The following is a 26,475-nucleotide window of genomic DNA, read 5'->3' on the forward strand; positions in this document are numbered from 1 at the left end:
ACGATGTTAACGATTTTAATTTCACTTTTAAGTTTTGTTGGTCATTCAGCTGCTCCGTCAACGAGTGCTGACACGGTTTATTTTCGTGTAAACCAACTGGGCTATCTGCCCGAAGATACCAAAAGTGCAGTGGTGTTTGGCAAAGAAACCCTTCATGAGCCGGTCCAGCTCATTGATGCGAAAAGTGCGGAGGCAGTGACTGAAATCAAGCCTCAAAAAGACATGGCAGAAGGTTGGGGCGATTTCACTTATGCGACGGTAGATTTTTCTTCCACCACCAGAGTAGGTGATTATTACCTGCAAACAAAACATTCCAAAATCCGGTCGCAACCCTTCAGCATTGGTGAAGATGTCTATTCCCATCATCAAGAAACCTTATTGGAGTTTATGCGCCAGCAGCGATGTGGCTATAACCCGACATTGGACATGGTCTGTCATCAGCGGGATGGAAGGGCATTTTTTGGTCCGATGCCCGACAGTACGTTTGTGGAGGTGAGTGGCGGCTGGCATGATGCCGGCGATCAGTTAAAATACCTCATTACCTCAAGCTATGCTACGGCGCATATGCTATTGGCGTACGAGATGTATCCGGATCGTTTTCAGGATAAGGTCAATGCCTTGGGCCAAGATGGCCCGAATGGGATTCCAGATATTTTGGATGAGGCCAAGTGGGGACTGGATTGGATCCTTAAGATGCATCCTGCGCCAGACCAATTGTTTCATCAAGTAGCGGATGATCGCGATCATAAAGGGTATAAAATTCCGGATCAGGATAATTCAGATTATGGCTGGGGAGCCAATAGTTATCGCCCCGTTTATTTTGCAACGGGCAAACCCCAAGGCTTACAGCAGTATAAGAGTGAGGCGACAGGAGTGGCCAATCTAGCAGGGAGATGTGCGGCTGCTCTGGCCTTGGCAGCGAGGATTTGGGCGGAGGATTTGAACGATACGGTTTTGGCGGCCACATATCGAAAGGCTTCCCAAAGTTTATATGCTTTGGGAAGAAAGCAGGAAGGCTACCAGCAGGGTAATTCCTACAGTGCACCATATCGGTATAATGAATCCACTTGGGCGGATGATATGGAATGGGGTGCTGCGGAACTGTTTAAGACAACCGGTGAGAAGGAATATTTGGTACAAGCGAAAGCTTACGCTTTAAAAAGCAACACCGCAGACTCTTGGACTGTGGTGGATTCCACGGATCATTACAGGCTTTATCCTTTTATCAATATGGGACACTTTGTGCTCCATGATTTGGTGGATGATGACTTCAAGAAGAAGTTGGAAGGCTATTATCAGGCAGGCATCGAATATACCTTAAAGCGGGCCAGTAAGAATCCATTTCAGGTAGGAGTGCCTTTTATCTGGTGTTCCAATAACCTGATGACAGGATTGATCACCCAGATGATATTGTATGAAAAAATGTCGGGAAGCAAGCGGTATAAAGGTTATTTGGCACGCCAGCGTGATTGGTTGTTTGGGCGGAACCCCTGGGGAACGTCCATGTTTACCGGCTTGCCTGTCAATGGTGAATCGCCCGAGGCGGTTCATACGAGTTTATTTGTTTTGTTAGGGTTGAAGATCCCGGGAGGATTGGTGGATGGTCCAGTGTATACGGCCATCTACGATAATCTTCTCGGGCTTCATTTGCAGGAGCCGGATGAGTTTGCTGAATTTCAAAACGAGAAAGTGGTCTACCATGATGATTCAGGAGATTATAGCACCAATGAACCCACCATGGATGGAACTGCCGGGGCAATCCTGATGATGACACATTGGGCTAAGTGAGGTGTTCATATTGAAAAATTTTAAAATTGACAATCCATCATTTATAAAACGTCGTGATTTTAGGGGTTAAACAAGTAATAAGGTTGGAAAGTAGAAAGGTGCAAGAAGTGTCGCCCTTCGACTCCGCTCAGGGTGACACGGTGGCGGTCTGGTATAAACTGAGCTTGTCGAGGAAATCGGGGAGACATAAGAAGAAGTATGGATAATTTCCTTTCGGCACTGATGAAAGAAAAGTCATACCTTAAGAATTAAACGTTGATTCGGCATCCCGAGCGGAGGCTGAATTGTGGTCCCGAGCGGAGTTTCACTTGTCATTCCGAGCGGAATCGAGGGATAATTATTAAACAAGAAAAAGATAAATTATAGATAAACAATGAAATACCGATTATTAAAAGGAGGGTTGTGGGTTTTGGCCATGATTTGTGTGCTGCAATATACCCATGCCCAGTCAGGTTCAACTACTAGTAAAATTCCTTTTTTACAGCAGAAGAGCACTTGGGCAGATTCAGTTTTCCAGACCATGAGTCCAGAGGAGCGCATTGCCCAGTTGATTATGATCCCAGTTTATTCCAATAGGGACAAGGCTTATGAGGATTCCATTGCGCGACTGGTGGAGGAATATAAAGTGGGCGGCTTGATATTTTTTCAAGGAGGTCCCGGGCGCCAAGCCAGTATGACCAACCGTTACCAAGCAATCAGTAAAGTGCCTTTGATTGTTTCCATCGATGCAGAGTGGGGGCTGGGCATGCGACTGGACAGCACCATGAGTTTTCCTTATCAAATGGCCCTTGGAGGTATTGAGGATGAGCAATTGATCTATCAAATGGGTGCAGAAATCGCCCGGCAGTGCAAGCGGATTGGGGTGAATGTGAACTTTGCCCCAGTGGTGGATATCAACAATAATGCGAATAATCCCGTGATCGGCTTCCGTTCGTTTGGGGAGGACAAGGAAAATGTGACTTCCAAGGCCTTGGCTTATATGAATGGGATGCAGGACGAGCATGTTTTGGCCAATGCCAAACACTTTCCAGGCCATGGAGATACTGATGTAGATTCCCATGTGGGGCTGCCACTGATCAGTTTTTCCAGGGAACGATTGGAAAATACGGAGCTTTATCCTTTCCGGAAATTGATGCGCAATGGACTTGGCAGTGTGATGGTAGCACATATGAGTATTCCAGTCTTGGACGATACCCCAAATTTGGCCTCTACCCTTTCCAAGCCTATCGTGACAGATTTGCTCAAAGGAGAAATTGGCTATGAGGGGCTTGTGTTTACCGATGCATTGAACATGCAGGGCGTGGCTAAATTTTACCCTCCAGGGATTGTCGATGTGAAGGCGCTATTGGCAGGAAATGACATGCTACTCAATACCATGGATGTCAAAACAACCATCGAGGAGGTGAAGAAAGCCATAAAAAACGGTGAAATCACCCAAGCAGAAGTGGACAAGCGCGTGATGAAAGTGTTGCAGGCCAAAGATTGGCAGGGCCTTAGCCACTGGCAGCCGGTGTCCATGGAAGATATCCATGAGGACCTTAACAACTCGAAGGCTCATTCCCTGAACAGGCAATTAGTGGAGGCATCGATTACGCTGTTAAGAAATGAGGAGGAAGCGCTTCCAATCAAGCGATTAGCGTCGGAGAAATTGGCTTATGTGGCCCTTGGTGCCGAGGAGGAAACCGCTTTCCAACGCGGGCTGAGCAGATATGTAGAGGCAGACACGTTTTTTGTGCCAAAGGATATATCACTTTCCTCCCTGGAGGATATGCTCAAGACACTTCAAGGTTACTCCAAAGTGATCGTGGGTATTCACCATTTGGGCTTGAAGGCCAGTGTGAAGAATTTTGGGATTACGGCAGAAATGAATGTAATGCTGAAAAAGCTCATCAATGCCCAGCCCACCGTGGTGGCGGTATTTGGAAATGTTTACAGCTTGGATAAGTTAGAGGATTTGGAGAAGGCCACTGCCGTCATTGCTACTTATCAGGAGTCTGAGCTCACACAAGATGTAGCTTCACAACTTGTTTTTGGGGGTGTAGGTGCCAAAGGGAAATTGCCTGTCACCATCAATCATAACTTTAAAATCGGAGATGGCCTTCAAACATCAGACGGTTTTCGCTTTTCTTATGTGGAACCAGAAGCCGTGGGGATTGCACAGGAGGATTTGACTGGAATCAAGGATTTGGTGCAGCAGGCCATAGCAGAAAAGGCGATTCCGGGGGCATCGGTTTTGGTGGCCAAGGAAGGCAAAGTGTTTTACCAGCAAGCATTTGGCTACCATACCTATGACAAGGAAGTTCCGGTCAAAATCACGGACTTGTATGACTTAGCTTCTGTGACCAAGATCAGCACGTCCTTGGCAGCATTGATGCAATTGCAGGGTGAGGGGAAGTTTGATGAAAACAAGACCCTCGGAGACTACCTGCCCATGGCCAAGGGGACGAATAAGGAGGATTTGGTTTATAAGGATATTTTAACCCATCAAGCGGGACTAACCTCATGGATTGCATTTTGGAAGAGTACTGTTCGCAAAAACGGTTCTTTCAAATGGTTTACCTTTAAGGATCACCAAAGCAAGCGGTTTCCCATAAAAGTAGCCGATCATTTATACATCCATCGCCACTATGCCGATAAGATTTATAAGGAAATCATGAAGTCTCCCGTGAGTGAGGATAAAAAATATGTTTACAGTGATTTATCGTTTATTCTGGCGCCTAAAGTCGTGGAGCATATTACGGGAGAACCTTTTATCGATTACCTGAATGAAACGATCTATGATCATTTAGGGGCAAGCACGTTGACCTTTAATCCTTATCAAGACTATCCGGCCGACAGGATCGTTCCCACCGAATATGATAGTCTCTTCAGGAGGCAATTGCTACATGGAACCGTGCACGATGAAGGAGCTGCCATGCTGGGAGGTGTCAGTGGACATGCCGGTCTTTTTGGAGATGCCAATGATTTGGCCAAGCTTATGCAGCTGTACCTAGATGATGGTGAATATGCTGATGAAACTCTTATCAAGGGCCATACAGTAAGTAAATTTGGCAAGTGCCAGTTTTGTCCTGATAACTACCGGGCACTGGGATTTGACCGACCAAGGAAACCGGGAGATCCCAATGGCAATTCAGCCCCAAGTGCTCCGGCCAGCAGTTTTGGCCATACGGGCTTTACCGGGACTTATGCTTGGGTGGATCCAGAAAACCAATTGGTTTATGTTTTTTTGTCCAACCGGGTAAATCCCACCAGAGAGAACACGAAGCTATATCAGTTAAATACACGGACAAATGTACTTGAAGTAGTGTATCAAGCGATGAAGTGATTCTTAAGATATGAGTATTGAGATATGAGTCTTGAGAAAATTGTATATCAAATTCTTCCTTTCGATGGGGAGGTTAAGAAGGGTGAAATCAGTAACGAACTAGCATAAATAATTAATAATCACTAACCATTACCCAAACCATGAAAAAATTACTGGCATTGCTCTTGGTGATGCAGATAGGTGGCGTCTATGGCCAAAACTTTAAGTTTGCCTTTGTGACGGATACTCATATCGGTTCGCCCAGTGGGGCTGCGGAAGAGGATTTGGAAAAGACCATAACGGATATCAACGGTCAAGAAGGGCTGGATTTTGTACTGCTCACTGGAGATATTACGGAGATGGGCACAGATGAAGAAATAGCGCGTGCAAAGGAGATTATAGACAAACTAAAAATTCCGTATTATGTCATCCCTGGTAATCACGACACAGGCTGGTCAGAATCGGGCGGAGTGAGTTTTATCAAAGCCTTTGGTTACGATAAGTTTGTTTTTGAGCATGAGGGGTATAAGTTTATCGGAACTGCTTCTGGACCTTATGTCAGGATGTCGGATGGTCATATTCCCAGGGATGCTGTGGTATGGATGGATTCGGTACTCGCTGCTACGCCGAAAGACCAGCGCATCATTAATGTAAATCATTATCCCTTGGACAATAGTCTGGACAACTGGTTTGAGTTGACGGAAAGGCTAAAAAAATACAATACCCAGTTTTCCATCTGCGGACATGGCCACCGCAACAAACCCTACGATTTTGAAGGCATTCCCGGAGCTATGGGGCGGTCAAATTTACGGGCCAAAGATGCTGTAGGGGGGTACAATATTGTCACGATTAGCCCTGATACGGCTTATTTTGCAGAACGTACCTCAGGCCTGAAGACGGATGCGCCTTGGCGAAAAATCGCCCTAGGTGCAAAGGATTATGCTGCAAAAGAAAATTATGAAAGACCTGATTTTAGCATCAATGAAAAATACGACCAGGTATCTGCTAAGTGGAGTTATCATGCTGATGCCAATGTGATCAGTACGCCTTTGGTGGCCAAGGGGAAAGTGATTTTTGGAAATAGTGTCGGGAAAGTGGAGGCCCTTTCCATAGAGACAGGCCGGTTGGAATGGTCATATGATACAGGTGCAGGGATTTTCTCTTCACCTGTGCGATACCACGACTTGGTAATATTCGGTACGGGCGATGGAAACATCTACGCGCTTAACTTAACTGACGGGGAATTGGAATGGAAAACACCAGCATCTGCTGCTGTGTTGGGTTCGCCCATAGTAGAAGATGGTAAGGTGTATATTGGTGCCAGTGACGGTAAATTCCGGGCCTTGGATGCGAAAGACGGTAAGGTATTGTGGGTATTTGGTGGATTGGAAGGGCCAGTGGTGAGCAAACCACTTATTTACCAAGGGAAGGTGATTTTTGGAGCGTGGGACAGGCATTTGTATGCGGTGGACAGGGCCAGTGGGAAGCTTGCTTGGAAATGGGACAATGGATCCGCCAACCGCATGTATTCACCAGCAATGTGTGTTCCCGTGGCCCATGAAGGCGTGGTCTATATCGTCGCGCCAGATCGGTACATCACCGCATTGGATGCTGCCAGTGGGGAGGAACTTTGGAGGAGCAATGAGGCGACCGTAAGGGAATCCATAGGGATTTCATCGGATGGGAAATGGGTCTATGGTAAAACCATGAATGATGAAGTGGTGGCTTTCGAGACAGGAAGGGATGCTGCCAACCTGGCTTGGCGAATGGATTGTGGGTTTGGCTACGAGCATGTGCCGTCCATGTTGATAGAAAACGGTGGGGCGGTTTATTTTGGAACAAAGAACAGTACGGTTTACAGCATTGATCCCCAAACCAGAACCATCCACTGGGCGCATAAAATTGACAATTCCATGGCCAATACGGTGAACGTTATTGATGAACATTCCTTGGTGGTAGCAACCATGGACGGAAAGGTGGAGTTGTTGGAGTTTTAGTTTTTCGTTGGAAGGTTAAAAAAGTGTCCAAATTATAAGAAAAGATATGAAAAAGTATGTGTCAATAAAGGCAGTGTTGTTTTGCGCAGCCATGGTGTTGTTTTGCGGTGCATGCGGCGGTAGGCAGACAGCAGAAGAGGCTACCGAAAAGAACCCGGAAGAGGAGCAAATCAAGCGTGTAGTAATCGGAGCGGAGCGGTTGCTGGAACCGGCATATTTCCCACTGGTAAAAGGAAAAAATGTGGCTTTGGTGACCAATCACACTGGATTGCTACCAGATGGCAGGCATCTGGTAGACGTGCTTCACGAAAATAAGGACGTGGAACTGAAGTTGTTGTTTGGTCCCGAGCATGGTATCAGGGGAGAGGAGGATAATCATGTGGCAGATGGAAAGGACAATAGCACAGGCTTACCGGTAGTTTCCCTTTATGGAAAAGTCCGGAAGCCTACACCAGAGATGCTGGAGGGGATCGATGTGATCTTGTTTGATATTCAGGATGTGGGTGCACGGTTTTATACGTATATCGCCACCATGAGCCATGTGCTGGAAGCGGCGGCGGAAGCAGGGATTCCTTATGTGGTTTTAGACAGGCCCAATGCCATTGGCGGTAAGTATGTGGACGGTCCCGTAGGGGAAAAGCAGCTCCAGCCCATTGTAGGGGTGGACCAACTCCCGGTGGTACATGGGATGACCGTGGGCGAATTGGCACATATGTTCAATGAAGAGCGGGGAAATGAAGGCTTGCCAAAAGCAGCATTGACGGTCGTCAAAATGGAGAATTACCAGCGGGATATGTGGTTTGATGAGACGGGGCTTCCTTGGGTCAAGCCTTCTCCAAATATGCTGACATTGACCACTGCTGCCCTTTATCCCATGACCTGTCTCCTGGAGGGGACGAATGTTTCTGAAGCCAGGGGGACTTTGCATCCGTTTGAGCATATTGGTGCTCCATGGATTGACGGGGAGGTGTTGCGCAAGAAAATGTCTTCTTATAAGCTGCCGGGGGTGACCTTTGCTGCCAGTAGCTTTGTGCCGGAAAGTGTGGTGGATGGAATCGAAATTTATCCGCCCAAATTTCTAGGTGAAGCCTGTTTCAGTGCGCAAATTACCTTGAAGGAGCGAGAGGCTTTCGAGTCGGCCAAAGCAGCAGTCTATATGCTGGACGCGCTAAAAGAATTATATCCGGATGAGTTGGAATGGAAGGAAAAGCGAATGGATGGCTTGTGGAAGACCCAAGCCGTGAGAACTCAGCTCCTGGAAGGGGTGTCCCCTGCTGAGATCATTGGAGGTTGGCAAGAGGGGTTGGCGTTTTTCAAAGCACGAAGGCTTAGTTGCCTATTGTATTAATCAAAGTTATTTTTGTTTTTGAAGACCATGTCTGATGAGGCATGGTCTTTTTTTGTAGGTGATTTTTACATCTTGAAAATAATACATATACATATTTTTATTATTATTTTATAGTTTATTGTTTGTTTACTTATATATAGTGTTTATCACTAGTTGTGATGAATATTTTTACAATTGTCTATTAAGTATTGTTTTTGTATGATATCAATTATAAATTGAAAAAAATTGACATTAATCACACTATAGTACATCATTTCACTTTTATTTATTGATTTTAGTGCTATTTACCTAGTTTATTGAATTTAAATGAATTCATTTTGGGTAGGGATGTGTCCTGCGGCATTTTCCTAATCTGTTTGTGGCTTTCAAGGGAAGCAGGTTCTCCTGGTATGGGGATGAAAAGAACATAACATCGTTTTATGAACGTGATTTTTGAATTTAACCTAGAAATTAAAATTATTTATGGCAATTAAATTAATTCCAGGAGGTGCTGATGCGGATGTCTTCACTGTAGGGAACAAGACCTATCCGAAGGGCAGATTTTTTCTTTACAGGAAAGGGGAGACTGTCCTGGTGAACAGCAATGAAATGGGAGGCGTGGTGGCCTTTGGCCATTACACAGACTTCGAAGATGAACAAGGAAAATCCTTTGGCTCGGTGGATGACTTGATGGGGTACTTGGACGATATGATTTTCGGTAAGCGCGGAATTGTCCACAACAAGAGTCAATTGGATTATCAGCATACAGAAGGTAGTATTTTGCAATACGACAGAAGAAGGATGTTCGGTTCTCAGGCTAATCCGCTTACCGGAGCCATTACAGATTATCATGACGGCACAGTAGATTCAACCAGAGGAGAGGGGATTATTTTTCATAAAGATGAAAATGAGCCACATTATCCATCAGGATTTGTGAAAGGAAGCGGGACTTATGCTGTTGGTCAGCTAAATATGATTCGATATCAGTATTTTACGCAGGACTTTAAGCTGTATACGATAGAGAACCTGACAGGATATGATGGGCAGGATGTCTACGACGGTCTTGTCCTACATTATGATTTTAGTAAAGGAACGGATATTGGCAATTCCATATTGGACCAGAGCGGTTTTGATAACAACGGTTTTTTGGATTATCCTGAGGATGCAATATGGGATGAAGATGCAGGGACGGTGACCTTAGGCAACAATGAAGATTCAGAATTGCGGAGCTTTATTAGGGTGCCCTTTTCTAAGAGCTTAGGGTATGTCAAGCATGAATTTACAATCATGGTAGATTTTGGCAAAAGAGGGAGGTTTTCAGGAGTGATATTTGGCACCAATAAATCAGGTGGTGGGAATAACGGTTTGAACATTGGGATAGTTAGTGATGGGAGAGTGGAGTTGGAAGTGAATGAGGAAAGTTTAGGAGCTGATGGTAGGGGAAGGTCTACCTCACCAGCTTTATATCCCGAGGATGGAAGTACGAAAACCTTTGTCATTACCTATGATGGTCGGTTTATACGGTTCTATTATAATGGTAGCCTTAACAAATCAACTGAAATATCCGAAGGGGAGTATGTTTACAATGAGGAAGATTGGTATATCGGGAAGCAAAATGGTAGGACGGTAAGTTTAATAACACTTATTAGGCACTTTGCTGTATGGGATAGAGTGCTTTCCGGTGAAGAAATCGCAGACTTATGGGATAAGTTTTCTGTTTCTAAGTAAGCATAAGTGATGCTATTTACAGTAAGTTTTTACCTTTAAATTAATTATTTATGGCAATTCAAGTAACACCGGGCGAATTGGGTTCTGGCGTATTTTGGGTGGGAGATGAATCTTATCCCACTGGTCAGTTTTTTATCTATAGGATACAAGAGATCGTCTTGGTAAGTAGTAATGAGGTGGGGCATGTGGCACTTTATGGTCACTTTTCTGAATTTATAGATGAGCAAAGAAATCCTTTTTCTTCAGTGGAGGCTTTTATTGCTTACTTGAACAAAGCGATTTTTTCAGATAGTCAGGAAGTTTCCAAAGGGTATGAATATGGGTATGAATATTCGGAGGGAAGTGTTCTTCAATATGATAAGCGGCGAAGATATGGCTCGCATACCATGCCATTGTCAGGAGATATATCCGAGGACCTTTCATTGGAGTATTTTCCAGGAGAAGGAGAAGGTTTTATTTTTCATAAGAGTTCTTCTATGCCGAGTTTACCCGAGAGTTTTGAGAAAGAATCAGGTGATTATAAGCCCAATCAATTGAATATTATCAAATATCAGTTTTTGAATAAAGGGTTTGTGCTATATTCGATCATGACTGTTCCAGATTATGAGCCTTTGGACGTATATGATGGCATGGTGATCCATTATGATTTTAATCAGGATATAGGATATAGAGATTATATTAAGGATAAGAGCGGTAATGGTAATCACGGGAGAATCGTTAATCCCGATGATGTTGAATGGGTTTCTGAGTTATCTGGTTTTAAGGTAATGGTTGGTAATAATGAAGAAGCAGATTTACGCGGATACTTTGTTATACCGTTCTCTAAATCGCTGGGGCTTGTCAAAGAAAAATTCACGGTATTAGTGGAGTATGGTAAACAGGTTAGGTCAGCAGGATCGTTCTTTGGAACCTACTCCTTAGGTAGTGGTAATAATGGTTTTCGGCTGGCTACGGTTTCAGACGGGCGTTTGGAAATGGGGGTAAATCCTGAATCGCAAGGGAGTGATGGGAGAGGTAGGTCCACGGGAGACTCGGGAACCTATCCTACTGATGGTGGTACTCTGCAGTGCGTAATTACCTATGATGGTGACAGGATTCGCTTTTTTACCGATGGTAAGCTTAACAAATCCAATGACGTGACCAATGGCCTCAATGTACATAATGATGAAATATGGACACTCGGAAAATTGAATGGAGCAACGGCAAGTTACAAAAGTGTCATTGGAAGGTTTGCCGTATGGAACCGTGTGTTGAGTGATGAAGAAATTGCGGCCATTGATGTGGGCACTATAAATAATGAGCTTGTTGAGGTAGTGAAATACTGTCCGTTTCAAGATATCATCATCAATAGTGATCTAGATGCAGAGGGAGCTACAGATTCTTGGGTACAACGTCAATGTTATAATGATCCGAATGATATTTTGGTGAGTTCAGATGTGGCGAGATCCGGCACCACAAGTGGACGGTTTTACCTAAGAAAGGGGTTGCGTTATCAATTAAAGAAACATAGAACTGAGGTGTTGTCTCTTTCAGGCATGGAGACTGAAATGTCCAGAATGAAAAAGTGGATGTCTTACTCAATATATTTCCCATCGGACTATTATATCGACCCGTCTCATACGATAGCTGAGGTAATTCAGCAACTGCATGTAGGTTACAGCCAGTCGCCACCTATCAGTATTAGGACACAAGAGGACGGTTTTTATATGCAGATTTGCTATGGCGACTTTAATTCCAAAATTGAAGAGGAAGCCGAATTGAAAGCCACTATGAGAAAGTATTACAGGTTTAAGAAAATTACTCCTGGAGAATGGCATGATTTTATTCTTTACTATGAACTCCATCCCACGGACGGAATAGCAAAGTTATGGCTCAATAGGGAGTTGGTGGTGGATCATCAGGGACCTACCATGTATTCAAATGATCTTGAATACCATTATTCATGGAAGGTGGGGCTTTATTGTTCTCAGTGGCTGGCGGGTACACTGGAAACAATACCAGACGAGCGATTGCTTTATTATGATGAGGTAAGAATAGCAAATAATGTGGCTCCAGCCTATGTTATGTTTTCAAAAATGGATCCTGAGGGCAGGAGAGCAATTAGTGGGGTTGAGTATCCTGCTAGTTATTGGGAAAAATTGATTGAGTAGAAAGTAAAGGTTTTGGAAGAGGTTAGATCGGGAATTTTCCGATCTAACCTAATCTAGGGAGTAATATTTAAATTATTGTCCTGGAGCCAATCAGATTTTCCTTCTTTAAGGATTTTAGCAGGTATACCGCCAATTACACAATGTTCTTGGTTAAACGACTTATTGACTACTGCATTTGCACCTATTGTGCAGTGATTACCAATGTAGATATTGCCAAATAATTTTGCACCTGGGCCAATGTATACATTTTTGCCAATTTGGGGTGCTTCTGGTGATCCTGCGTTTGCACCAATATTCACACAGGCATGGATCCTGCAGTTTTCACCGATTTTTGCATTTTTACTGATAATGATAGTGCCATAGTGAGGTAGAGAAAGCCCTTTGGAACATACATTTACAGGAATCGTAAAACCAAGTTTTAACCCTAGTGTTTTGTATTTGTAATAATAGTAGCTAAAAAGGATCTTTGAAAATAGTTTGTCTTTATTATTACAGTGATATTCACATTTTCTAAGGAGCAGAATGAATTTCCATCGAGGATTGGAAAATCGTGTCATAACTCGATTTTTGACAGCGTGATAGTTTATGCCCATAGATGAAGCGTCCTGATTGATGTATTCGAGGTAATCATCTTTTGTTTTAATCATTGTTATAAGTTTGAATAGAGCTATATAATATCCCAATTGAAGCGTGTCCTAAATTATCTGATTTCGTGACTGGCGATTACAAGAAATTAGGGCGGTCTAGTTTCTGGCCGATGCGATAGGCGGCATTCATCAAGCCTACATGGCTATATGCTTGAGGGAAGTTTCCCCATTGGCTTCCTGTTTCATGATCCACATCTTCGGAGAAGAGTTGAAGGTGATTGCAGTACTTGGTAAGGGTCTCAAAGCCTTCCACTGCTTCATCAAGACGGTTTACACAGGCCAATGCTTCGATGTACCAGAAGGCACAAATTAGAAATGTGGTTTCCGGTACCCCAAAATCGTCCATATGCTTATACCGATAAAAGAGGTAATCTTTGGCCAGTAGGTCCTTTTCCAGCATTTTCAAGTGGTTGTTGGCACGCTCAATGTCATTGCCAAAATACCCCATAGTGATGAGTTGTAAGGTGCTGGCATCCATGTTTTTGGTGCCTATGGCTTGGGCATAAGCTTTCATTTCTGGGACATAGCATGCTTCGATTTTTTCGATCGACTGAAGCCTGAGTTTTTCAGCCTTTTCCTTCATGGAGCTGTCCTGAAGCCGATCTGCGATCTTGATTGCAGCACATGAGCCGGCCCAATGGAAAATAAAGGTATAGCAATGCTCCTGAGCCAAATTTCTGAATTCCCACAGCCCAGCGTCTTTTTCATTCATGGTCTCTTCTATTTTATCCAACAGGTTATGGATGAAAGGTGCCGAGTGACTCTTTTCAGATTCAATGAAACGTTTGTCCGCATACAGTGGCAAAAGACTTACCAATACTTGGCCGTAAAGATCATTTTGGATATGGGTATACGCTTGGTTGCCAAACCGGACGGGTTGGTTGCCTAGGTATCCTGACAGGTCACTGAGTTCTTCCTCCAAAAGGGCAGACCCTGTTATGGAATATAGCGGCTGGTAACGGCCGTTGGCATTGGTGGGAAGGTTTTGGATGTATTCAAAATACCGTTCCAGTTCTTGGAAATGCCCAAGCGAGTTAAAGACGTTTAGCGTATAATAACTGTCTCGGATCCAGCAATACCGGTAATCCCAATTCCTAGTGGAGCCTGGAGACTCTGGTAGACTGGTCGTGGAAGCCGCAATAATAGCTCCTGTGTCTTCAAATTGATGGATTTTCAGGGCCAATGCAGACCTGACCACAAGTTTTTGGTAGAAGTGGGGTATGCTGGTAGATTTCACCCATTCTCGCCAATACTGAGTGGTGGCCTGTAGGAAGCGCTCGGCAGTACTTTCTACGGGTGCTTCCAGTGGCTGCCCATAGGTGAAAAACAAGTAAATGGGACGCTGAAGCCTGAAAGCACGGTCTTCCATGATATAGTTTACAGAGCAATTTGCCGTCAAGCGGACTTCTTGTTCAGCACCCAAAAATTCAATATGGTTACTGTTCATGCTCGGCTTAAGCTTTTTGTTGCCCCGATTAGTGACCGGTTTACAGTTGATCTTGATCTTGGGTTCGCCTGAAATGGGTTCCACCTTTCTGATGACCATCAGGGGCTTATGGTAGCGCTCAAAGTTCATAAAACGAGGAGCAAAGTCCGTTACGGAATAAGCTTCCTCTCCATTATCCAAAATGACTGTTGTCTTAAGGATATTGGTGTTTTCGAGGTATTCTTGCTGGGTGGTAAAAGCATTTTCTTCCGGCAGGATGCTGAATTCTCCCCCTTTCTCTCGGTCCAGCATTCCCCCAAAAATAAAATCACTGTCAAAGCGAGGGAAACAGAGCCAGCTAATATTGGTGTTTTTTTCAATGTGGGCGATATAAGCACAGTTTCCGATCAGCCCTGTACCATAAAGATGTCTTTTTGTCATAAATTTTAGGTTGAATGGTGTAAAAAGTAGGCAACTTTGGGTAAGCGTTGAATATAGCAAAAAAATGAAAAGGTAAGAAGGTTGTTTGGCCGAAATGTTAAAATGATGGAGGGTTTACTTGAATCCGAGGATATGGCAGTTGCTTTTAGGAGCCTTTCAGGGATTGTTCTTACTTCTGAAATAGCCTCATATGGTTTTTTTTCGCCATGCCAATTGGAAAAATAAACCCTCTTATCCGTGAGCTTTCCCACTCATGGCAAAGCCAAATTAGGCAATCGCTGTTCCTATCATCTTTTGCCTTCATAGGGAACGTATACCACTTTTTTGGTTTCAAAAAAATCTTCTTTGAAGTAATCACTCAAGTGATAGGTGACATAGGAAATAGGCAGTTCTTCCATTTCTTCATCCACATCTCCGCCCTTGAGATAGAGAATGCCGTTGGTAAATTCATTGAAATCTTCTTTCTTAAACTTGTCTTTTACCCAAGGGTAGAAATTGGCCATTCGGGTGACTGCCCTGCTGATGATAAAGTCATATTTACGCGGCAGCGATTCAGCTCTTGCCTGTTGGGCTTCCACATTGCTGAGCTTTAAGGTTTTGGCAACATCCTTTACGACAGTGATTTTTTTGCCGATGGAGTCGACTAGGTGAAAATTGGTCTCAGGAAAAAGAATTGCAAGTGGTATGCCTGGGAATCCACCTCCCGTGCCGATGTCCAGTACCCAGGTGTTCGGCTCAAACTGCATGACTTTGGCAATTCCCAAAGAGTGCAGGACATGGTGCAGGTAAAAGGCATCCATGTCTTTTCGGCTGATGACATTGATTTTTTGGTTCCAATCCCGGTATAGGTCCCCCAATGCGGTAAATTGTTCTTTTTGCTTTTCCGTTATATCCGGAAAATAGGGTAAGATCAGATCTAATTCCTGCGTCATATAGAGTTTAGGCGTTAATTAATATGTTTGATATAAAGTACAAGGAAAGGGGGTGTTCACTTCGGGATGTTGGTCTTTTGAGACGTTAAGTTCCTAAATATATTTTTGCTTTCCTTGGGCAATTTCATAAAGAAGCTCACGGGAGCGGTGCAGCTGGGCTTTGACAGTCCCGAGTGGTTTGTCCAGCTCCTGGGCGATTTCATCATATGACAGCTCGTCAAAATACCTCAATTTCACTAACTTACGGTACTTTGCCGGAAGCTTATCGACAAAAATACGCACCATCTCGATCCGCTGACTTTTGATGAACTCGTCTTGGGGATTGTTGTCGTCATCTTCCACGTCAATGTTTACCGAATTACCACCATCATCCGTGAGGGTGTTGTTAAGGCTCATTGTTTTAAGCTTTTTCTTTCGGATAAAGTCGATCGTATTGTTTGTGGCAATTCGAAACAGCCAAGTGCTAAAGGTATAATCTTTCTTGAACTTGTGTAGGTTCCTGAAAGCTTTGGCAAATGCTTCCATGGTAAGATCCTCCGCATCATCAGCGTCGCGGATCATTTTTAAAATCATAAAATAAACCGCCTTCTTATAGCGCTTCATAAGCGTGGCGTATGCCTGTTGGTCTTTTTGATCTACCGCTTGGTCTATTAAGTCAAAATCTTCTAACGCTTTGTCTGAGAACCCTCTTTCGTTTATTTCCATCTAACTGTCTTTGATAGGTAACCTTTAGCCCCAATAATCCAAAAATAACTTAAATACATTAAATCGAAAAACATGGTCCACAACACTTTCTTTTGACCTTCGATTTTTTTGATTGCATTATTGAATATGGAAAATTGCAGCAATGCCCTTGTTACTATAATACTGACAATAACGGCAATTGGTTCCCATTTTTGTGTAATACTGATCAAAGCTATTGCTGTTGCCCAAAAAAACAAATGACTTATGGCATAAAGGCCTATTTTTGCTTTATCACTGGTCTTATAATATTTTCCCGCTTGGTAATGCCTCGTTTTCTGTACATAGTATTCCTTAAAGGTCTTTTTTGGGATGGACTCAGTGATTCCTTCGGGGTGTATGACCACTGCGGTGTTGTGCTTTTTTGCATGCCGATTGACATATAGGTCGTCATCGCCTCCGAGAATATGCCAAAGGTCTTTGAAGGCTTTGTGGTCCATGAAATACGTGCGCCGATAGGCTAAATTTCGGCCGACTCCCATGAAAGGGGCCTTCCAAAGAGCAAAGGAAAAATACTGAATAGCAGTAAACCAGGTTTCAAATTGGATGAGGGCATTTAAAAATCCCTTTCCCTTGCCATAGCCTCCATAGCCTAGGGAAAATGTTTTTTTACCGTTTCTGATGGGATGGGTCATTCGCTTGATCCAATTTTCAGAAACAGGAAGACAGTCGGCATCTGTCAGCAAGAGGACATCATACTTGGCCACTTTAATGCCCAAGGTAAGGGCATATTTCTTTGCTGTCACATGCTCGGGGGTGTACTCAATGGTGACTGTTCGGAGCATGGGGTATTCTTTCATCATCTGCTCCAGAAGAAACCTCGTATCATCATAGGACCTGTCATTGATGATCAGTACTTCAAAGGCGGGGTAATTTTGCTGAAAAAGCAATGGGATGAGCTTTTGCAAGTTTTCTGCTTCGTTATGTGCAGCAATCACAACGGTAACACCTTCTTGGTTATGGTCAGCCGTGGATTCACTTTTATCCTGGTAAAAATAACTTAGCTTGCCGTAAACGAACAAAAAGTAAATAACTTGTATGAATGTAGCAGCTCCGAAAATGAGCCAGAGCAAATCGATGATCATGTGTCGTTTGGATTTCCTTACAAAGATAAAATCAAAAACAGCAACTCTTTTAAGGATAAGCTTATATTTTTGTGCAGAAATTGATAACTAAATCAGCACAAGGTCGTTTGACTTTGTCTGAAAAGCACGATTGATGAAGTTCATTCTAGAAAATACAGACCAAAAAAGCAAAGCAAGGACAGGTGTGGTCAAAACAGACCATGGGGATATTCAGACGCCGATATTTATGCCAGTCGGAACGGCTGGCTCGGTGAAGGCTGTTCACCAGCGCGAGCTAACCTATGATATCAAAGCCCAAATTATCTTAGGGAATACCTATCACTTGTATTTGCGTCCAGGCCTGGATGTGCTGGAAAAGGCCGGCGGATTGCACAAATTTAACGGATGGAATAAGCCAATCCTTACAGACAGTGGAGGCTATCAAGTGTTTTCCTTGGCCGGAACACGGAAAATAACAGAAGAGGGGGTGCTGTTTAAGTCCCATATTGATGGTTCTAAGCACAAGTTTACCCCTGAAAATGTGATGGATATACAGCGGAGTATCGGTGCGGATATTATCATGGCCTTTGATGAATGTACTCCCTATCCATGTGAATTTGGCTATGCCAGAAAATCCATGGAAATGACTCACCGCTGGCTGAAGCGCTGTATAGATCAAGTGGACAGTACCGAAGGGAAGTATGGTTACAGCCAGGCATTGTTTCCGATTGTTCAAGGAAGTGTGTATAAAGACCTGAGGAAACAATCTGCAGAATTCGTGGCATCATGTGGCAGAGAAGGAAATGCCATTGGGGGATTGTCCGTGGGAGAACCCGCAGAAATGATGTATGAAATGACCGAGTTGGTTACGGACATTCTACCGGAAGATAAGCCACGTTACCTTATGGGAGTGGGTACTCCTGCCAATATCTTGGAATGCATTGCCTTGGGAGTGGATATGTTTGACTGTGTGATGCCGACGCGCAATGCCCGTAACGGGATGCTTTTCACCTCTGAGGGAATCATGAACATGCGAAACGAAAAATGGAAGGATGATTTTTCTCCCATTGATCCCAATATCAATAGCCACGTGAGCAGTTTTTATTCGAAAGCTTATCTTCGTCACCTTACGGTGAGCAAGGAAATTTTGGCTGCTCAGATAGCGAGTGTTCACAACCTGAGTTTTTACCTTTGGCTGGTGGCCGAAGCAAGAGAAAAAATCAAGGCTGGAGAATTTGCGGTTTGGAAAGACGAGATGGTGAAAAAAGTAAGCAGAAGGTTATGATAAAGTTGCTGGATAAACTGATCATTAAGGATTTTTTGAAAACCTACTTTTTTGTGGTGTTGATGCTGATCTTAATTGTATTGGTATTGGACTTCACTGAAAAGAATGATGATTTTATCCGTAATAATGTGCCTACACCGGAGATCTTGAAGTACATGTTCAATTATGGGCTGTACCTCAATAACCTGCTGACGCCGATTACGGTGTTTATTTCGGTGATTTTTATTACCTCCCGAATGGCAGGCAGGACGGAAATAGTGGCTATTCTGAGCAGTGGAGTGAGCTTTGTCCGGATGCTAAGACCTTTTCTGATAGGAGCGTCCATGATTGCAATTGCCAGTTTTTTGCTTAACGGCTGGGTGCTGCCAGGGGCTACGGCTGGCGTGTATAACTTTAAGATGGAGTACCTTGAAGATGATGCCCAGTACAACTACCAAAACCTCCATGTAAAAGTAGCCCCCGACGTATACGCTTATATCAGTAAATACTATACCGGGCCTAAGACAGGCTATACCTTTACCTTAGAGCATATAGAAGATGGAAAGCTGATCTCAAAGCTGTCGGCAGATCGGATCGTCTGGGATACGGCTGCAAATGCCTGGGAGGTCAGAAATTATAAAATCCGGACGCTGGAGGATATGGAAGAAGCCTATGAAGTAGGAGAGGAGATGGATACGGTGCTTTCCATTACCCCCGCCGATTTTGATTTACCGCCAAATCACCACGAAACCCTGAACCTGCCCGAGCTGAGCAGACAGATTAAGGTGCTGGAGGACCGTGGTGCCGATAATGTAAACTTTTATAAAATTGAACGGTATGTGCGGTTTATGTCTCCCTTTGCAGCCATCATTCTGACATTTATTGGTGTGATCGTGGCGTCGAAAAAGACGCGGGGTGGATCAGGTTTTAAGATAGCCTTGGGCTTCCTTTTGGCTTTTGTGTATATCATATTGTTCCTGTTGTCCAGAACATTTGCAGAGGCCGGCACGCCTTATCCGATACTAGCTGTCTGGTCGCCCAATATTATTTTTGCCATCACAGGTTTGGTGATGTATAAAACGATTCCTCGGTAGCGGTATGACAGGTGCATCTTTCAAGGATTATTTAATGCTCCATCTCACGGTTTTGATATGGGGATTTACCGCTATTTTGGGCCTTTTGATCGTGATACCGGCGGTAGAAATCGTATTCTATAGGACCTTATTGGCGTCAGTGATGCTGGGAGTGATTTTTATGATCCAAGGCAGACACGTGAAGATGCCTGTAAAAGAGCTTGGCAAAGTGATCGGGACGGGAATGCTGATAGGCTTGCATTGGATTTTGTTTTTTGGAGCAGCCAGGGTGTCCACAGCCTCTGTATGTCTTGCCGGGGTGGCCACCTGCTCTTTATGGACGGCTTTTATAGAACCGTGGGTAAACCATTCCAAAATCAAATGGTATGAAGTAATGCTGGGGATTATGGTGCTAGTGGGATTATATGTGATCTTCAGGTTTGAGGTCCAGCACTGGAAGGGACTGGCCATGGCCATTGGTGCTGCTTTTTTGGGGGCTTGTTTTACCGTAAGCAATGGACAGTTGACCAAAAAACACGCTGCCTATGTCATTACTTTTTATGAGATGATAGGGGCCTGCTTGTTTTCCCTGTTGTTCATGCCGATTTATGTACAGTTTTGGGCAGGAGAAGAAGGGTTGCAGCTTGTTCCCGCTCCGATGGATTGGTTTTGGTTGTTGCTGCTGGGAGGTGTGTGTACGGTATATGCTTTTTCTGTTTCAGTGGAACTCATGAGAAGGCTAAGTGTATTTGTCATTAACCTGACTGTTAACTTAGAACCCGTTTACGGAATTATCCTTGCCGTGTTGATTTTCGGAGACCAAGAGAAAATGACGCCTGGGTTTTATATGGGCACCTTGATTATCCTTGCCTCCGTCATCATGTATCCCGTTTTTAATTTCTTATACAGAAGAAAAAAGAACAAGCAATTGTTAAGAATGCAGTAATTCCGGATTTGGAAAGATAAAGAGGTTTGAGTTAGCACTTCCCCGCGAAGGTGAAGTACTCCTTAGGCCAATTGCCAAGCTCAGTTTCTTTATCGAATAGCCCAAAGACAGTGGATCCTGAGCCTGACATGGCTGCATAAAAGGCTCCCATTTCATAGAGTTTTGCTTTAATATCCGCGATTTCTGGATGTTTTGGGAAGATGCTTGCCTCAAAATCATTGACCAGCCGGTCCTGCCAAAGGTCACGGTCCGCAAGGGTCGCTCCGAGATCATGCTCAGGTGGTTTTGGCGTGACTCCTTCGTAGGCTTCTTTGGTGCCGATATGGATATTGGGATTGATGAGGATAAGGTAGCAGCCTTTTAGGTCTAAGGAAATGTCTTCAAGGATTTCTCCTCTGCCAGTGGCAATTTTAGGTGTGTTTTCGATGAAGAATGGGCAGTCGCTACCGAGTTGGGCGGCATAATCTTCCAAGAACCAATTTTCCAAGTGAAGGTCAAACAAGGTGTTCATCATCGTGAGGGCAAAGGCCGCGTCGGCAGATCCGCCGCCTAGTCCTGCCCCCATGGGGATAGCCTTATGGAGGTGGAAATGTACATGGGGAAGGTCATTGAAATCCCTTCTCATCAACTTAAAAGCTTTAAGAATAAGGTTGTCTTTTTCCGGTCCAGGGATAGGGAAACCGGTGCTTGTAAAGGAGGTTTTGTCTGCAAAGGTGATTTCCAGCGCATCGTGGAGCGGAACAGGTACCATGCAAGTGGTGATGTCGTGATAGCTGTCCTTTCTTTTTGCGGTAATGGACAGGCCAAGATTGATTTTTGCGTTTGGAAATAATACCATGGTTGAAATAAATATGCCTTGGGAGGTAAAGATAATAGGGAATGGAGAAAATGCGGCATTAGGATGGCTGAAGAATTGCCAAGCTCCGACCTGCCGAACTGATGTTGGTCCTGAAAATAATTGCTTCAAAACAGGCCGAAATGAGATATTAATTTTTGTGGATTTTGTGAATTGTCGCCATTATGTTGGGTTTTGATCTAAAATATCCCTTAAATGTTGGTTTTGGTGATCGATTTCAAGGATTTTTTTAACAAAAATTTAATTTTTTTGGAAATCAGAAGAAAATTTCGAAAATTCAATAATTGTTTTTCTAATAAAACATAAAAAAGCGTATTGCATAAAAAAGCTATCTAAAACTGAAGTGATTTATTAAATAGGCAATAGTTTAATTTTTAATTCATTTTAAAAAAAGAAATAAAATATTGTAAGTCTCAAAATAGGGTTTTACTTTTGTTAAGCAATTAGAAAAGATCAAAGAAAAGACACCACTAAACACACATAAAAGCATGTTCAGAATAGTCAGCGTCATTAACCTTATTGTCATTCTCATTTATAACTGTAAGTGAGGCGCTAGACTATTGTAAGACATCCATAAAGCAATAAAGTGCCTCATACTCGTGAGGCACTTTTTTTTATAAGGGAATAACAGAATATTGTATAAATGATGAGCGATTTAAAGAAATATAGTTGGGAAATCAGTGATAATGAGGAGAATCCGGCGGCAATGGCCATGTTATACGCCACCGGCATCACTGATAAAAAGATGAAGCAGCCGTTTGTAGGCGTAGCCAGCTGTGGGTATGAAAGTAACCCGTGCAATATGCACTTGAACAGTTTCGCGGAAGATATCAAAGCTTCTACGAACCAAGCGGACCTTTCAGGCTTTATTTTTAATACCATTGGTATTTCCGATGGGCAGTCCATGGGGACTTCCGGGATGCGGTACAGTCTTCCTTCTCGGGAAGTAATTGCCGATTCTATCGAGTCATTCATTTTGGGACATAGCTTTGACGGCGTGGTGACGATTCCGGGATGTGATAAAAACATGCCAGGTGTGGTGATGGGAATGCTCCGTGTAAACCGTCCAGGGATCATGGTCTTTGGAGGTACGATCAGGTCTGGAAACTATAAAGGTGAAAAGCTGAACATCGTTTCCGCTTTCGAAGCTTACGGTAAAAAGATCAACGGTCAAATTTCTGATGAGGATTATATGGGCGTGATCAAAAATGCCTGTCCTGGAGCTGGAGCATGTGGAGGAATGTATACTGCCAACACGATGTCTTCGGCCATTGAGGCCATGGGGCTTTCACTCCCTTTCAGCTCGTCCTATCCAGCTACTTCCAAGGAGAAGCGTGAAGAATGTAAAAACATAGGAAAATACATCAAGCAATTATTGGCATTGGATATCAAGCCTAAAGATATCATCACCAAGAAGAGTTTGGAGAATGCCGTTCGGGTGACCGTAGCACTCGGAGGAAGTACCAATGCGGCGCTTCATATTTTGGCGATAGCCAGGACCGCAGGAATTGATTTTACCCTAGAGGACTTTAAGCGTATCAATGCCGAAACGCCTGTATTGGGTGATTTTAAGCCAAGTGGGAAGTTCATGATGGAAGACCTCTATGAGATGGGTGGACTGCCTGCTTTCTTAAAATATTTCTTGAATGAAGGATTGCTGCACGGCGATTGCCTTACGGTGACCGGCAAAACCATGGCCGAGAACCTAGAAGATATCGACCCTGTCAAACCTTCAAAGGAAAGTGTGATCCATCCCTTGGATAATCCCATCAAACCATCCGGTCACTTGTGTGTGCTTCATGGGAACTTAGCTCCAGAAGGTGCCGTAGCTAAAATTTCCGGTAAAGAAGGAAAATCCTTTACGGGTACGGCTAAGGTATTTGATGATGAGCCTTCCGCCAATGCGGCCATGAAAAACAAGGAAATCCAAAAAGGCGACGTAGTGGTGATTAGATATGTAGGGCCTAAAGGTGGACCTGGGATGCCAGAGATGCTAAAGCCCACTTCTATCATCATCGGTGCAGGACTTGGATCAGATGTCGCGCTAATAACAGATGGTAGGTTCTCTGGTGGTACGCATGGTTTTGTGGTAGGGCATGTGACGCCTGAAGCTTATCTAGGCGGGCCGATCGGTTTGCTCAAGGATGGTGATGTGATTACCATTGATGCAGAAAGCCTTGAAATCAGGGTAGATGTCAGTGAGGCGGAATTTGCCGAGCGTAAGAAAAACTGGAAGAACAAAGACCTGAGCCATCTTCAGGGAACGTTAAAGAAATATGTCCAATTGGTTTCTACAGCATCTGAGGGGTGTGTTACTGACAAACAGTGAGGTAATAGACCAATCAGCATAAGACTTAAACCTCAAATATAATTTAAACTACACATGAAATCTCGCATCATATTCACGGCATATCGTACGAGGATAGCATATGCGAGATGCCATGTGGCCTCTAAAAATCAATTATAAACACATGAAAGATTCGAGAATCAGAGGAGCTGAGATCGTGATCAAATCCCTGGTATCTGAAAATTGTGATTACATTTTCGGATATCCAGGAGGTGCCATCATGCCAGTATATGATGCACTCTATGATTACGCGGACCAAATCAAACATGTACTGACGAGACATGAACAGGGAGCCATCCATGCTGCACAGGGGTATGCGCGAGTCTCCGGAAAAGTCGGCGTCTGCATGGCTACTTCAGGGCCAGGAGCTACTAATCTCATCACTGGGATAGCAGATGCCTTGATCGATAGCACTCCTCTGGTCTGTATCACGGGCCAGGTGGCTTCGGCACTTTTGGGGACAGATGCTTTCCAAGAGACCGATGTGGTGGGATTCTCCATGCCCGGGACCAAATGGAACATCCAAGTGAGAAAAGCAGAAGATATTGCTCCTGCTATCGCCAAAGGTTTTCACATTGCCCGGTCTGGGAGGCCGGGACCCGTGCTTATTGACATTACCAAAGATGCCCAAAATGAGCTGGCAGACTTTAATTATGTCCCTTGTCTCGGGATCAGGTCATATCGTCCTTACCCTAAAGTGAAGGACAGTGAAATTGCCGCCGCCGCCGAGGTAATCAATGCCGCCAAAAGGCCCTATTTGCTTTTTGGTCAAGGTGTGGTGATCGGGAAGGCAGAAGAAGAATTAAAGGCCTTTTTAGATAAGACGGGAATTCCGGCTGCTTGTACTTTATTAGGATCCGGGGCATTAAGTGAAGAACATCCGCAGTTTGTGGGGAAACTTGGCATGCACGGCAATTATGCGCCCAATATACTGACGAACAAGTGTGATGTGCTGATTGCTGTCGGAATGCGTTTTGATGACCGCGTGACAGGTGACCTGAAGCGATATGCGAAGCAAGCAAAGGTGGTTCACCTGGAGCTTGACAATGCTGAGATCAATAAAAATGTGAAGTGTGAAGTATCTGTCTTGGGCAACTGTAAGGAAAGCCTTCCCATGCTGACCGAAAAAGTCAACAAGGCCAGCCACGATGAGTGGTTGGCGGAATTCAGGACCTTAGAAGAAAAGGAGAAAAGTGCGGTGGTATCCCTTGATCTTCTGCCTACCAAAACGGGCTTGACAATGGGCGAGGTGATCCGGTACATTAACGATTACAAGAAAGACGATGCCGTGCTGGTGACTGACGTAGGACAGCATCAGATGATTGCCTGGCGGTATTTTAAGTTTAAAACGACCCGAACACAGGTAACTTCTGGAGGGCTCGGAACCATGGGATTCAGCTTGCCGGCAGCGCTTGGTGCGCAGTTAGCAGACCTTAACCGCCAAGTAGTTTGTGTGGTCGGTGACGGTGGTATCCAGATGACCGTTCAGGAATTGGGAACCATCATGCAGACCAGAAGCCCTGTGAAAGTGGTGTTGCTAAACAACAATTTCTTGGGAATGGTAAGGCAGTGGCAACAGCTGTTTTTTGATAAGCGATATTCCTTCACTGAATTGGATAACCCCGACTTCATCAAAATCGCAGAGGCGTATAATATGAAAGCCACTAAGGTGACCGAACGAGGCGATTTGAGCGATGCAGTGGCTGATATGCTGACTCATGAGGGGCCATATTTCCTTGAAGTAGTGGTAGAGAAAGAAGACAATGTGTTTCCAATGATCCCAACAGGATGTTCTGTGGAGGAGGTCAGGTTGAGTTAAAAGAAGGGGTGGATTATCCTAGTGGATGGGAGTCCCGCTTCTTCTAGAAATCTTCTGCCATTAGGTGGATGCACTGTATACTACTAGATACTAAATACCAGATACCAACTAATATGAATCGATATACCGTATCCCTTTTTACCGAAAATTTCATCGGTATCCTGAATAGAGTTACCTTGATATTTACCAGAAGGGGAGTGAATATAGATGCCCTTACCGCTTCGGAGAGTAAGGAAGATGGTGTCCATAGGATCACCATTGAAGTGACCACGACAGAAGATCAGGTCATCCAGATCGTCAAGCAAACGGAAAAGATCATTGATGTGATCAAGTCCTTTTACTATAAGGATGACGAAGTGGTGTACCAAGAAATCGCCCTTTACAAAATACCGATCAGCAGTCTTGATCCGGGCTTGGAAAAGGTGATCAGGCAGTACAATGCCCGTATCATTTCCGCGGAGAAGGAATTTGTAGTCATCGAAATGACCGGCCATAAAGAGGATACCAAAGCCCTGTTGGAGATTCTGAAGGATTTTAATATCCTTGAATTTGCCAGATCAGGTAGAGTAGCCGTGGCCAAACCAATGGGAACAATTGAACAATATTTGAATAATTAAAATTAGAA

General features: G+C 44.0%; 18 protein-coding genes. 12 read left to right on the forward strand and 6 right to left on the reverse strand.

The window, feature by feature from the left end; genetic code table 11:
- Positions 1-3 precede the first annotated feature (3 nt).
- The 6 genes from ECHVI_RS09965 to ECHVI_RS09990 all read left to right on the forward strand — a co-directional run bounded on the left by ECHVI_RS09965 (position 4) and on the right by ECHVI_RS09990 (position 12,294).
- The gene (locus ECHVI_RS09965) at positions 4-1,788 is read left to right on the forward strand and encodes a glycoside hydrolase family 9 protein (RefSeq protein ID WP_015265849.1); all 1,785 of its coding nucleotides are present in this window, start codon (positions 4-6) and stop codon (positions 1,786-1,788) included.
- 373 nt (positions 1,789-2,161) lie between these two features.
- Entirely contained in the window at positions 2,162-5,113 is a 2,952-nt protein-coding gene (locus tag ECHVI_RS09970; RefSeq protein ID WP_015265850.1) for a serine hydrolase domain-containing protein, read from the forward strand.
- A gap of 140 nt (positions 5,114-5,253) precedes the next feature.
- Positions 5,254-7,089: an outer membrane protein assembly factor BamB family protein gene (locus ECHVI_RS09975; protein WP_015265851.1), complete on the forward strand. Its 1,836-nt coding sequence runs from the start codon at positions 5,254-5,256 to the stop codon at positions 7,087-7,089.
- Positions 7,090-7,135: 46 nt separating this feature from the next.
- Positions 7,136-8,437: an exo-beta-N-acetylmuramidase NamZ family protein gene (locus ECHVI_RS09980; protein ID WP_015265852.1), complete on the forward strand. Its 1,302-nt coding sequence runs from the start codon at positions 7,136-7,138 to the stop codon at positions 8,435-8,437.
- A 462-nt stretch (positions 8,438-8,899) separates the two neighbouring features.
- On the forward strand, positions 8,900-10,144 hold the full coding sequence (locus tag ECHVI_RS09985; protein WP_015265854.1) for a LamG-like jellyroll fold domain-containing protein: 1,245 nt from the start codon (positions 8,900-8,902) through the stop codon (positions 10,142-10,144).
- Between the two features lie 50 nt (positions 10,145-10,194).
- Positions 10,195-12,294, forward strand: a complete 2,100-nt coding sequence (locus ECHVI_RS09990) for a heparin lyase I family protein (RefSeq protein WP_015265855.1) — start codon at positions 10,195-10,197, stop codon at positions 12,292-12,294.
- Between the two features lie 53 nt (positions 12,295-12,347).
- Here ECHVI_RS09990 and ECHVI_RS09995 read toward each other — a convergent pair whose 3' ends face one another.
- The 5 genes from ECHVI_RS09995 to ECHVI_RS10015 form a co-directional block, all read right to left on the reverse strand.
- On the reverse strand, positions 12,348-12,941 hold the full coding sequence (locus tag ECHVI_RS09995; protein WP_015265856.1) for a serine O-acetyltransferase: 594 nt from the start codon (positions 12,939-12,941) through the stop codon (positions 12,348-12,350).
- A gap of 76 nt (positions 12,942-13,017) precedes the next feature.
- Positions 13,018-14,808, reverse strand: coding sequence for a glycoside hydrolase family 15 protein (locus ECHVI_RS10000; RefSeq protein ID WP_015265857.1), 1,791 nt, complete (start codon positions 14,806-14,808; stop codon positions 13,018-13,020).
- Positions 14,809-15,095: 287 nt separating this feature from the next.
- On the reverse strand, positions 15,096-15,740 hold the full coding sequence (gene rsmG, locus ECHVI_RS10005) for a 16S rRNA (guanine(527)-N(7))-methyltransferase RsmG (RefSeq protein WP_015265858.1): 645 nt from the start codon (positions 15,738-15,740) through the stop codon (positions 15,096-15,098).
- Positions 15,741-15,833: 93 nt separating this feature from the next.
- Complete coding sequence (locus ECHVI_RS10010) at positions 15,834-16,445, reverse strand: RNA polymerase sigma factor (RefSeq protein WP_015265859.1); 612 nt, start codon at positions 16,443-16,445, stop codon at positions 15,834-15,836.
- Positions 16,436-17,566, reverse strand: a complete 1,131-nt coding sequence (locus ECHVI_RS10015) for a glycosyltransferase (RefSeq protein ID WP_015265860.1) — start codon at positions 17,564-17,566, stop codon at positions 16,436-16,438. The genes ECHVI_RS10010 and ECHVI_RS10015 overlap by 10 nt, the downstream gene beginning before the upstream one ends.
- Positions 17,567-17,699: 133 nt before the next feature.
- Between ECHVI_RS10015 and tgt the strand changes: the two genes are divergently transcribed.
- Genes tgt through ECHVI_RS10030 form a run of 3 tightly spaced genes read left to right on the forward strand, consistent with a single transcriptional unit; the run spans position 17,700 to position 20,828 of the window.
- The gene (gene tgt / locus ECHVI_RS10020; RefSeq protein WP_015265861.1) at positions 17,700-18,830 is read left to right on the forward strand and encodes a tRNA guanosine(34) transglycosylase Tgt; all 1,131 of its coding nucleotides are present in this window, start codon (positions 17,700-17,702) and stop codon (positions 18,828-18,830) included.
- A complete protein-coding gene (locus ECHVI_RS10025) occupies positions 18,830-19,903 on the forward strand; it encodes an LptF/LptG family permease (protein WP_174316907.1) in 1,074 nt (357 codons plus the stop codon). The genes tgt and ECHVI_RS10025 overlap by 1 nt, the downstream gene beginning before the upstream one ends.
- Positions 19,904-19,907: 4 nt before the next feature.
- Positions 19,908-20,828 carry a DMT family transporter gene (locus ECHVI_RS10030; protein WP_015265863.1) on the forward strand — a complete coding sequence of 307 codons (921 nt, stop codon included), beginning with the start codon at positions 19,908-19,910 and terminating at the stop codon, positions 20,826-20,828.
- Positions 20,829-20,859: 31 nt separating this feature from the next.
- On the opposite strand, the gene ispE is transcribed toward ECHVI_RS10030, so the two are convergent.
- The gene (gene ispE, locus ECHVI_RS10035) at positions 20,860-21,666 is read right to left on the reverse strand and encodes a 4-(cytidine 5'-diphospho)-2-C-methyl-D-erythritol kinase (RefSeq protein ID WP_015265864.1); all 807 of its coding nucleotides are present in this window, start codon (positions 21,664-21,666) and stop codon (positions 20,860-20,862) included.
- Between the two features lie 664 nt (positions 21,667-22,330).
- Here ispE and ilvD point away from each other — a divergent pair.
- The 3 genes from ilvD (at position 22,331) to ilvN (ending at position 26,467) form a co-directional block, all read left to right on the forward strand.
- Positions 22,331-24,013 carry a dihydroxy-acid dehydratase gene (gene ilvD / locus ECHVI_RS10045; RefSeq protein WP_041738531.1) on the forward strand — a complete coding sequence of 561 codons (1,683 nt, stop codon included), beginning with the start codon at positions 22,331-22,333 and terminating at the stop codon, positions 24,011-24,013.
- 142 nt (positions 24,014-24,155) lie between these two features.
- On the forward strand, positions 24,156-25,850 hold the full coding sequence (gene ilvB, locus ECHVI_RS10050) for a biosynthetic-type acetolactate synthase large subunit (protein ID WP_015265868.1): 1,695 nt from the start codon (positions 24,156-24,158) through the stop codon (positions 25,848-25,850).
- 113 nt (positions 25,851-25,963) lie between these two features.
- Positions 25,964-26,467 (forward strand): acetolactate synthase small subunit, encoded by a 504-nt coding sequence (ilvN, locus tag ECHVI_RS10055; protein ID WP_015265869.1) that lies wholly within the window; start codon positions 25,964-25,966, stop codon positions 26,465-26,467.
- Positions 26,468-26,475 lie beyond the last annotated feature (8 nt).

Source organism: Echinicola vietnamensis DSM 17526, from assembly GCF_000325705.1.
In the GTDB taxonomy this organism is placed as follows: Bacteria; Bacteroidota; Bacteroidia; order Cytophagales; family Cyclobacteriaceae; genus Echinicola; species Echinicola vietnamensis.

Excerpts from the sequence above, each read along its gene's own strand:
- ECHVI_RS10015 (WP_015265860.1), bottom strand. The coding sequence starts at position 17,566 with ATGATCATCGATTTGCTCTGGCTCATTTTCGGAGCTGCTACATTCATA.
- ECHVI_RS09995 (WP_015265856.1), bottom strand. The coding sequence starts at position 12,941 with ATGATTAAAACAAAAGATGATTACCTCGAATACATCAATCAGGACGCT.
- ECHVI_RS10010 (WP_015265859.1), bottom strand. The coding sequence starts at position 16,445 with ATGGAAATAAACGAAAGAGGGTTCTCAGACAAAGCGTTAGAAGATTTT.
- ispE (WP_015265864.1), bottom strand. The coding sequence starts at position 21,666 with ATGGTATTATTTCCAAACGCAAAAATCAATCTTGGCCTGTCCATTACC.
- ilvN (WP_015265869.1), top strand. The coding sequence starts at position 25,964 with ATGAATCGATATACCGTATCCCTTTTTACCGAAAATTTCATCGGTATC.
- ECHVI_RS10030 (WP_015265863.1), top strand. The coding sequence starts at position 19,908 with ATGACAGGTGCATCTTTCAAGGATTATTTAATGCTCCATCTCACGGTT.
- ECHVI_RS09975 (WP_015265851.1), top strand. The coding sequence starts at position 5,254 with ATGAAAAAATTACTGGCATTGCTCTTGGTGATGCAGATAGGTGGCGTC.
- tgt (WP_015265861.1), top strand. The coding sequence starts at position 17,700 with ATGAAGTTCATTCTAGAAAATACAGACCAAAAAAGCAAAGCAAGGACA.
- ECHVI_RS10000 (WP_015265857.1), bottom strand. The coding sequence starts at position 14,808 with ATGACAAAAAGACATCTTTATGGTACAGGGCTGATCGGAAACTGTGCT.
- ECHVI_RS09980 (WP_015265852.1), top strand. The coding sequence starts at position 7,136 with ATGAAAAAGTATGTGTCAATAAAGGCAGTGTTGTTTTGCGCAGCCATG.
- ECHVI_RS09970 (WP_015265850.1), top strand. The coding sequence starts at position 2,162 with ATGAAATACCGATTATTAAAAGGAGGGTTGTGGGTTTTGGCCATGATT.
- ECHVI_RS09985 (WP_015265854.1), top strand. The coding sequence starts at position 8,900 with ATGGCAATTAAATTAATTCCAGGAGGTGCTGATGCGGATGTCTTCACT.
- ilvD (WP_041738531.1), top strand. The coding sequence starts at position 22,331 with ATGAGCGATTTAAAGAAATATAGTTGGGAAATCAGTGATAATGAGGAG.
- ECHVI_RS09965 (WP_015265849.1), top strand. The coding sequence starts at position 4 with ATGTTAACGATTTTAATTTCACTTTTAAGTTTTGTTGGTCATTCAGCT.
- ilvB (WP_015265868.1), top strand. The coding sequence starts at position 24,156 with ATGAAAGATTCGAGAATCAGAGGAGCTGAGATCGTGATCAAATCCCTG.
- ECHVI_RS09990 (WP_015265855.1), top strand. The coding sequence starts at position 10,195 with ATGGCAATTCAAGTAACACCGGGCGAATTGGGTTCTGGCGTATTTTGG.
- rsmG (WP_015265858.1), bottom strand. The coding sequence starts at position 15,740 with ATGACGCAGGAATTAGATCTGATCTTACCCTATTTTCCGGATATAACG.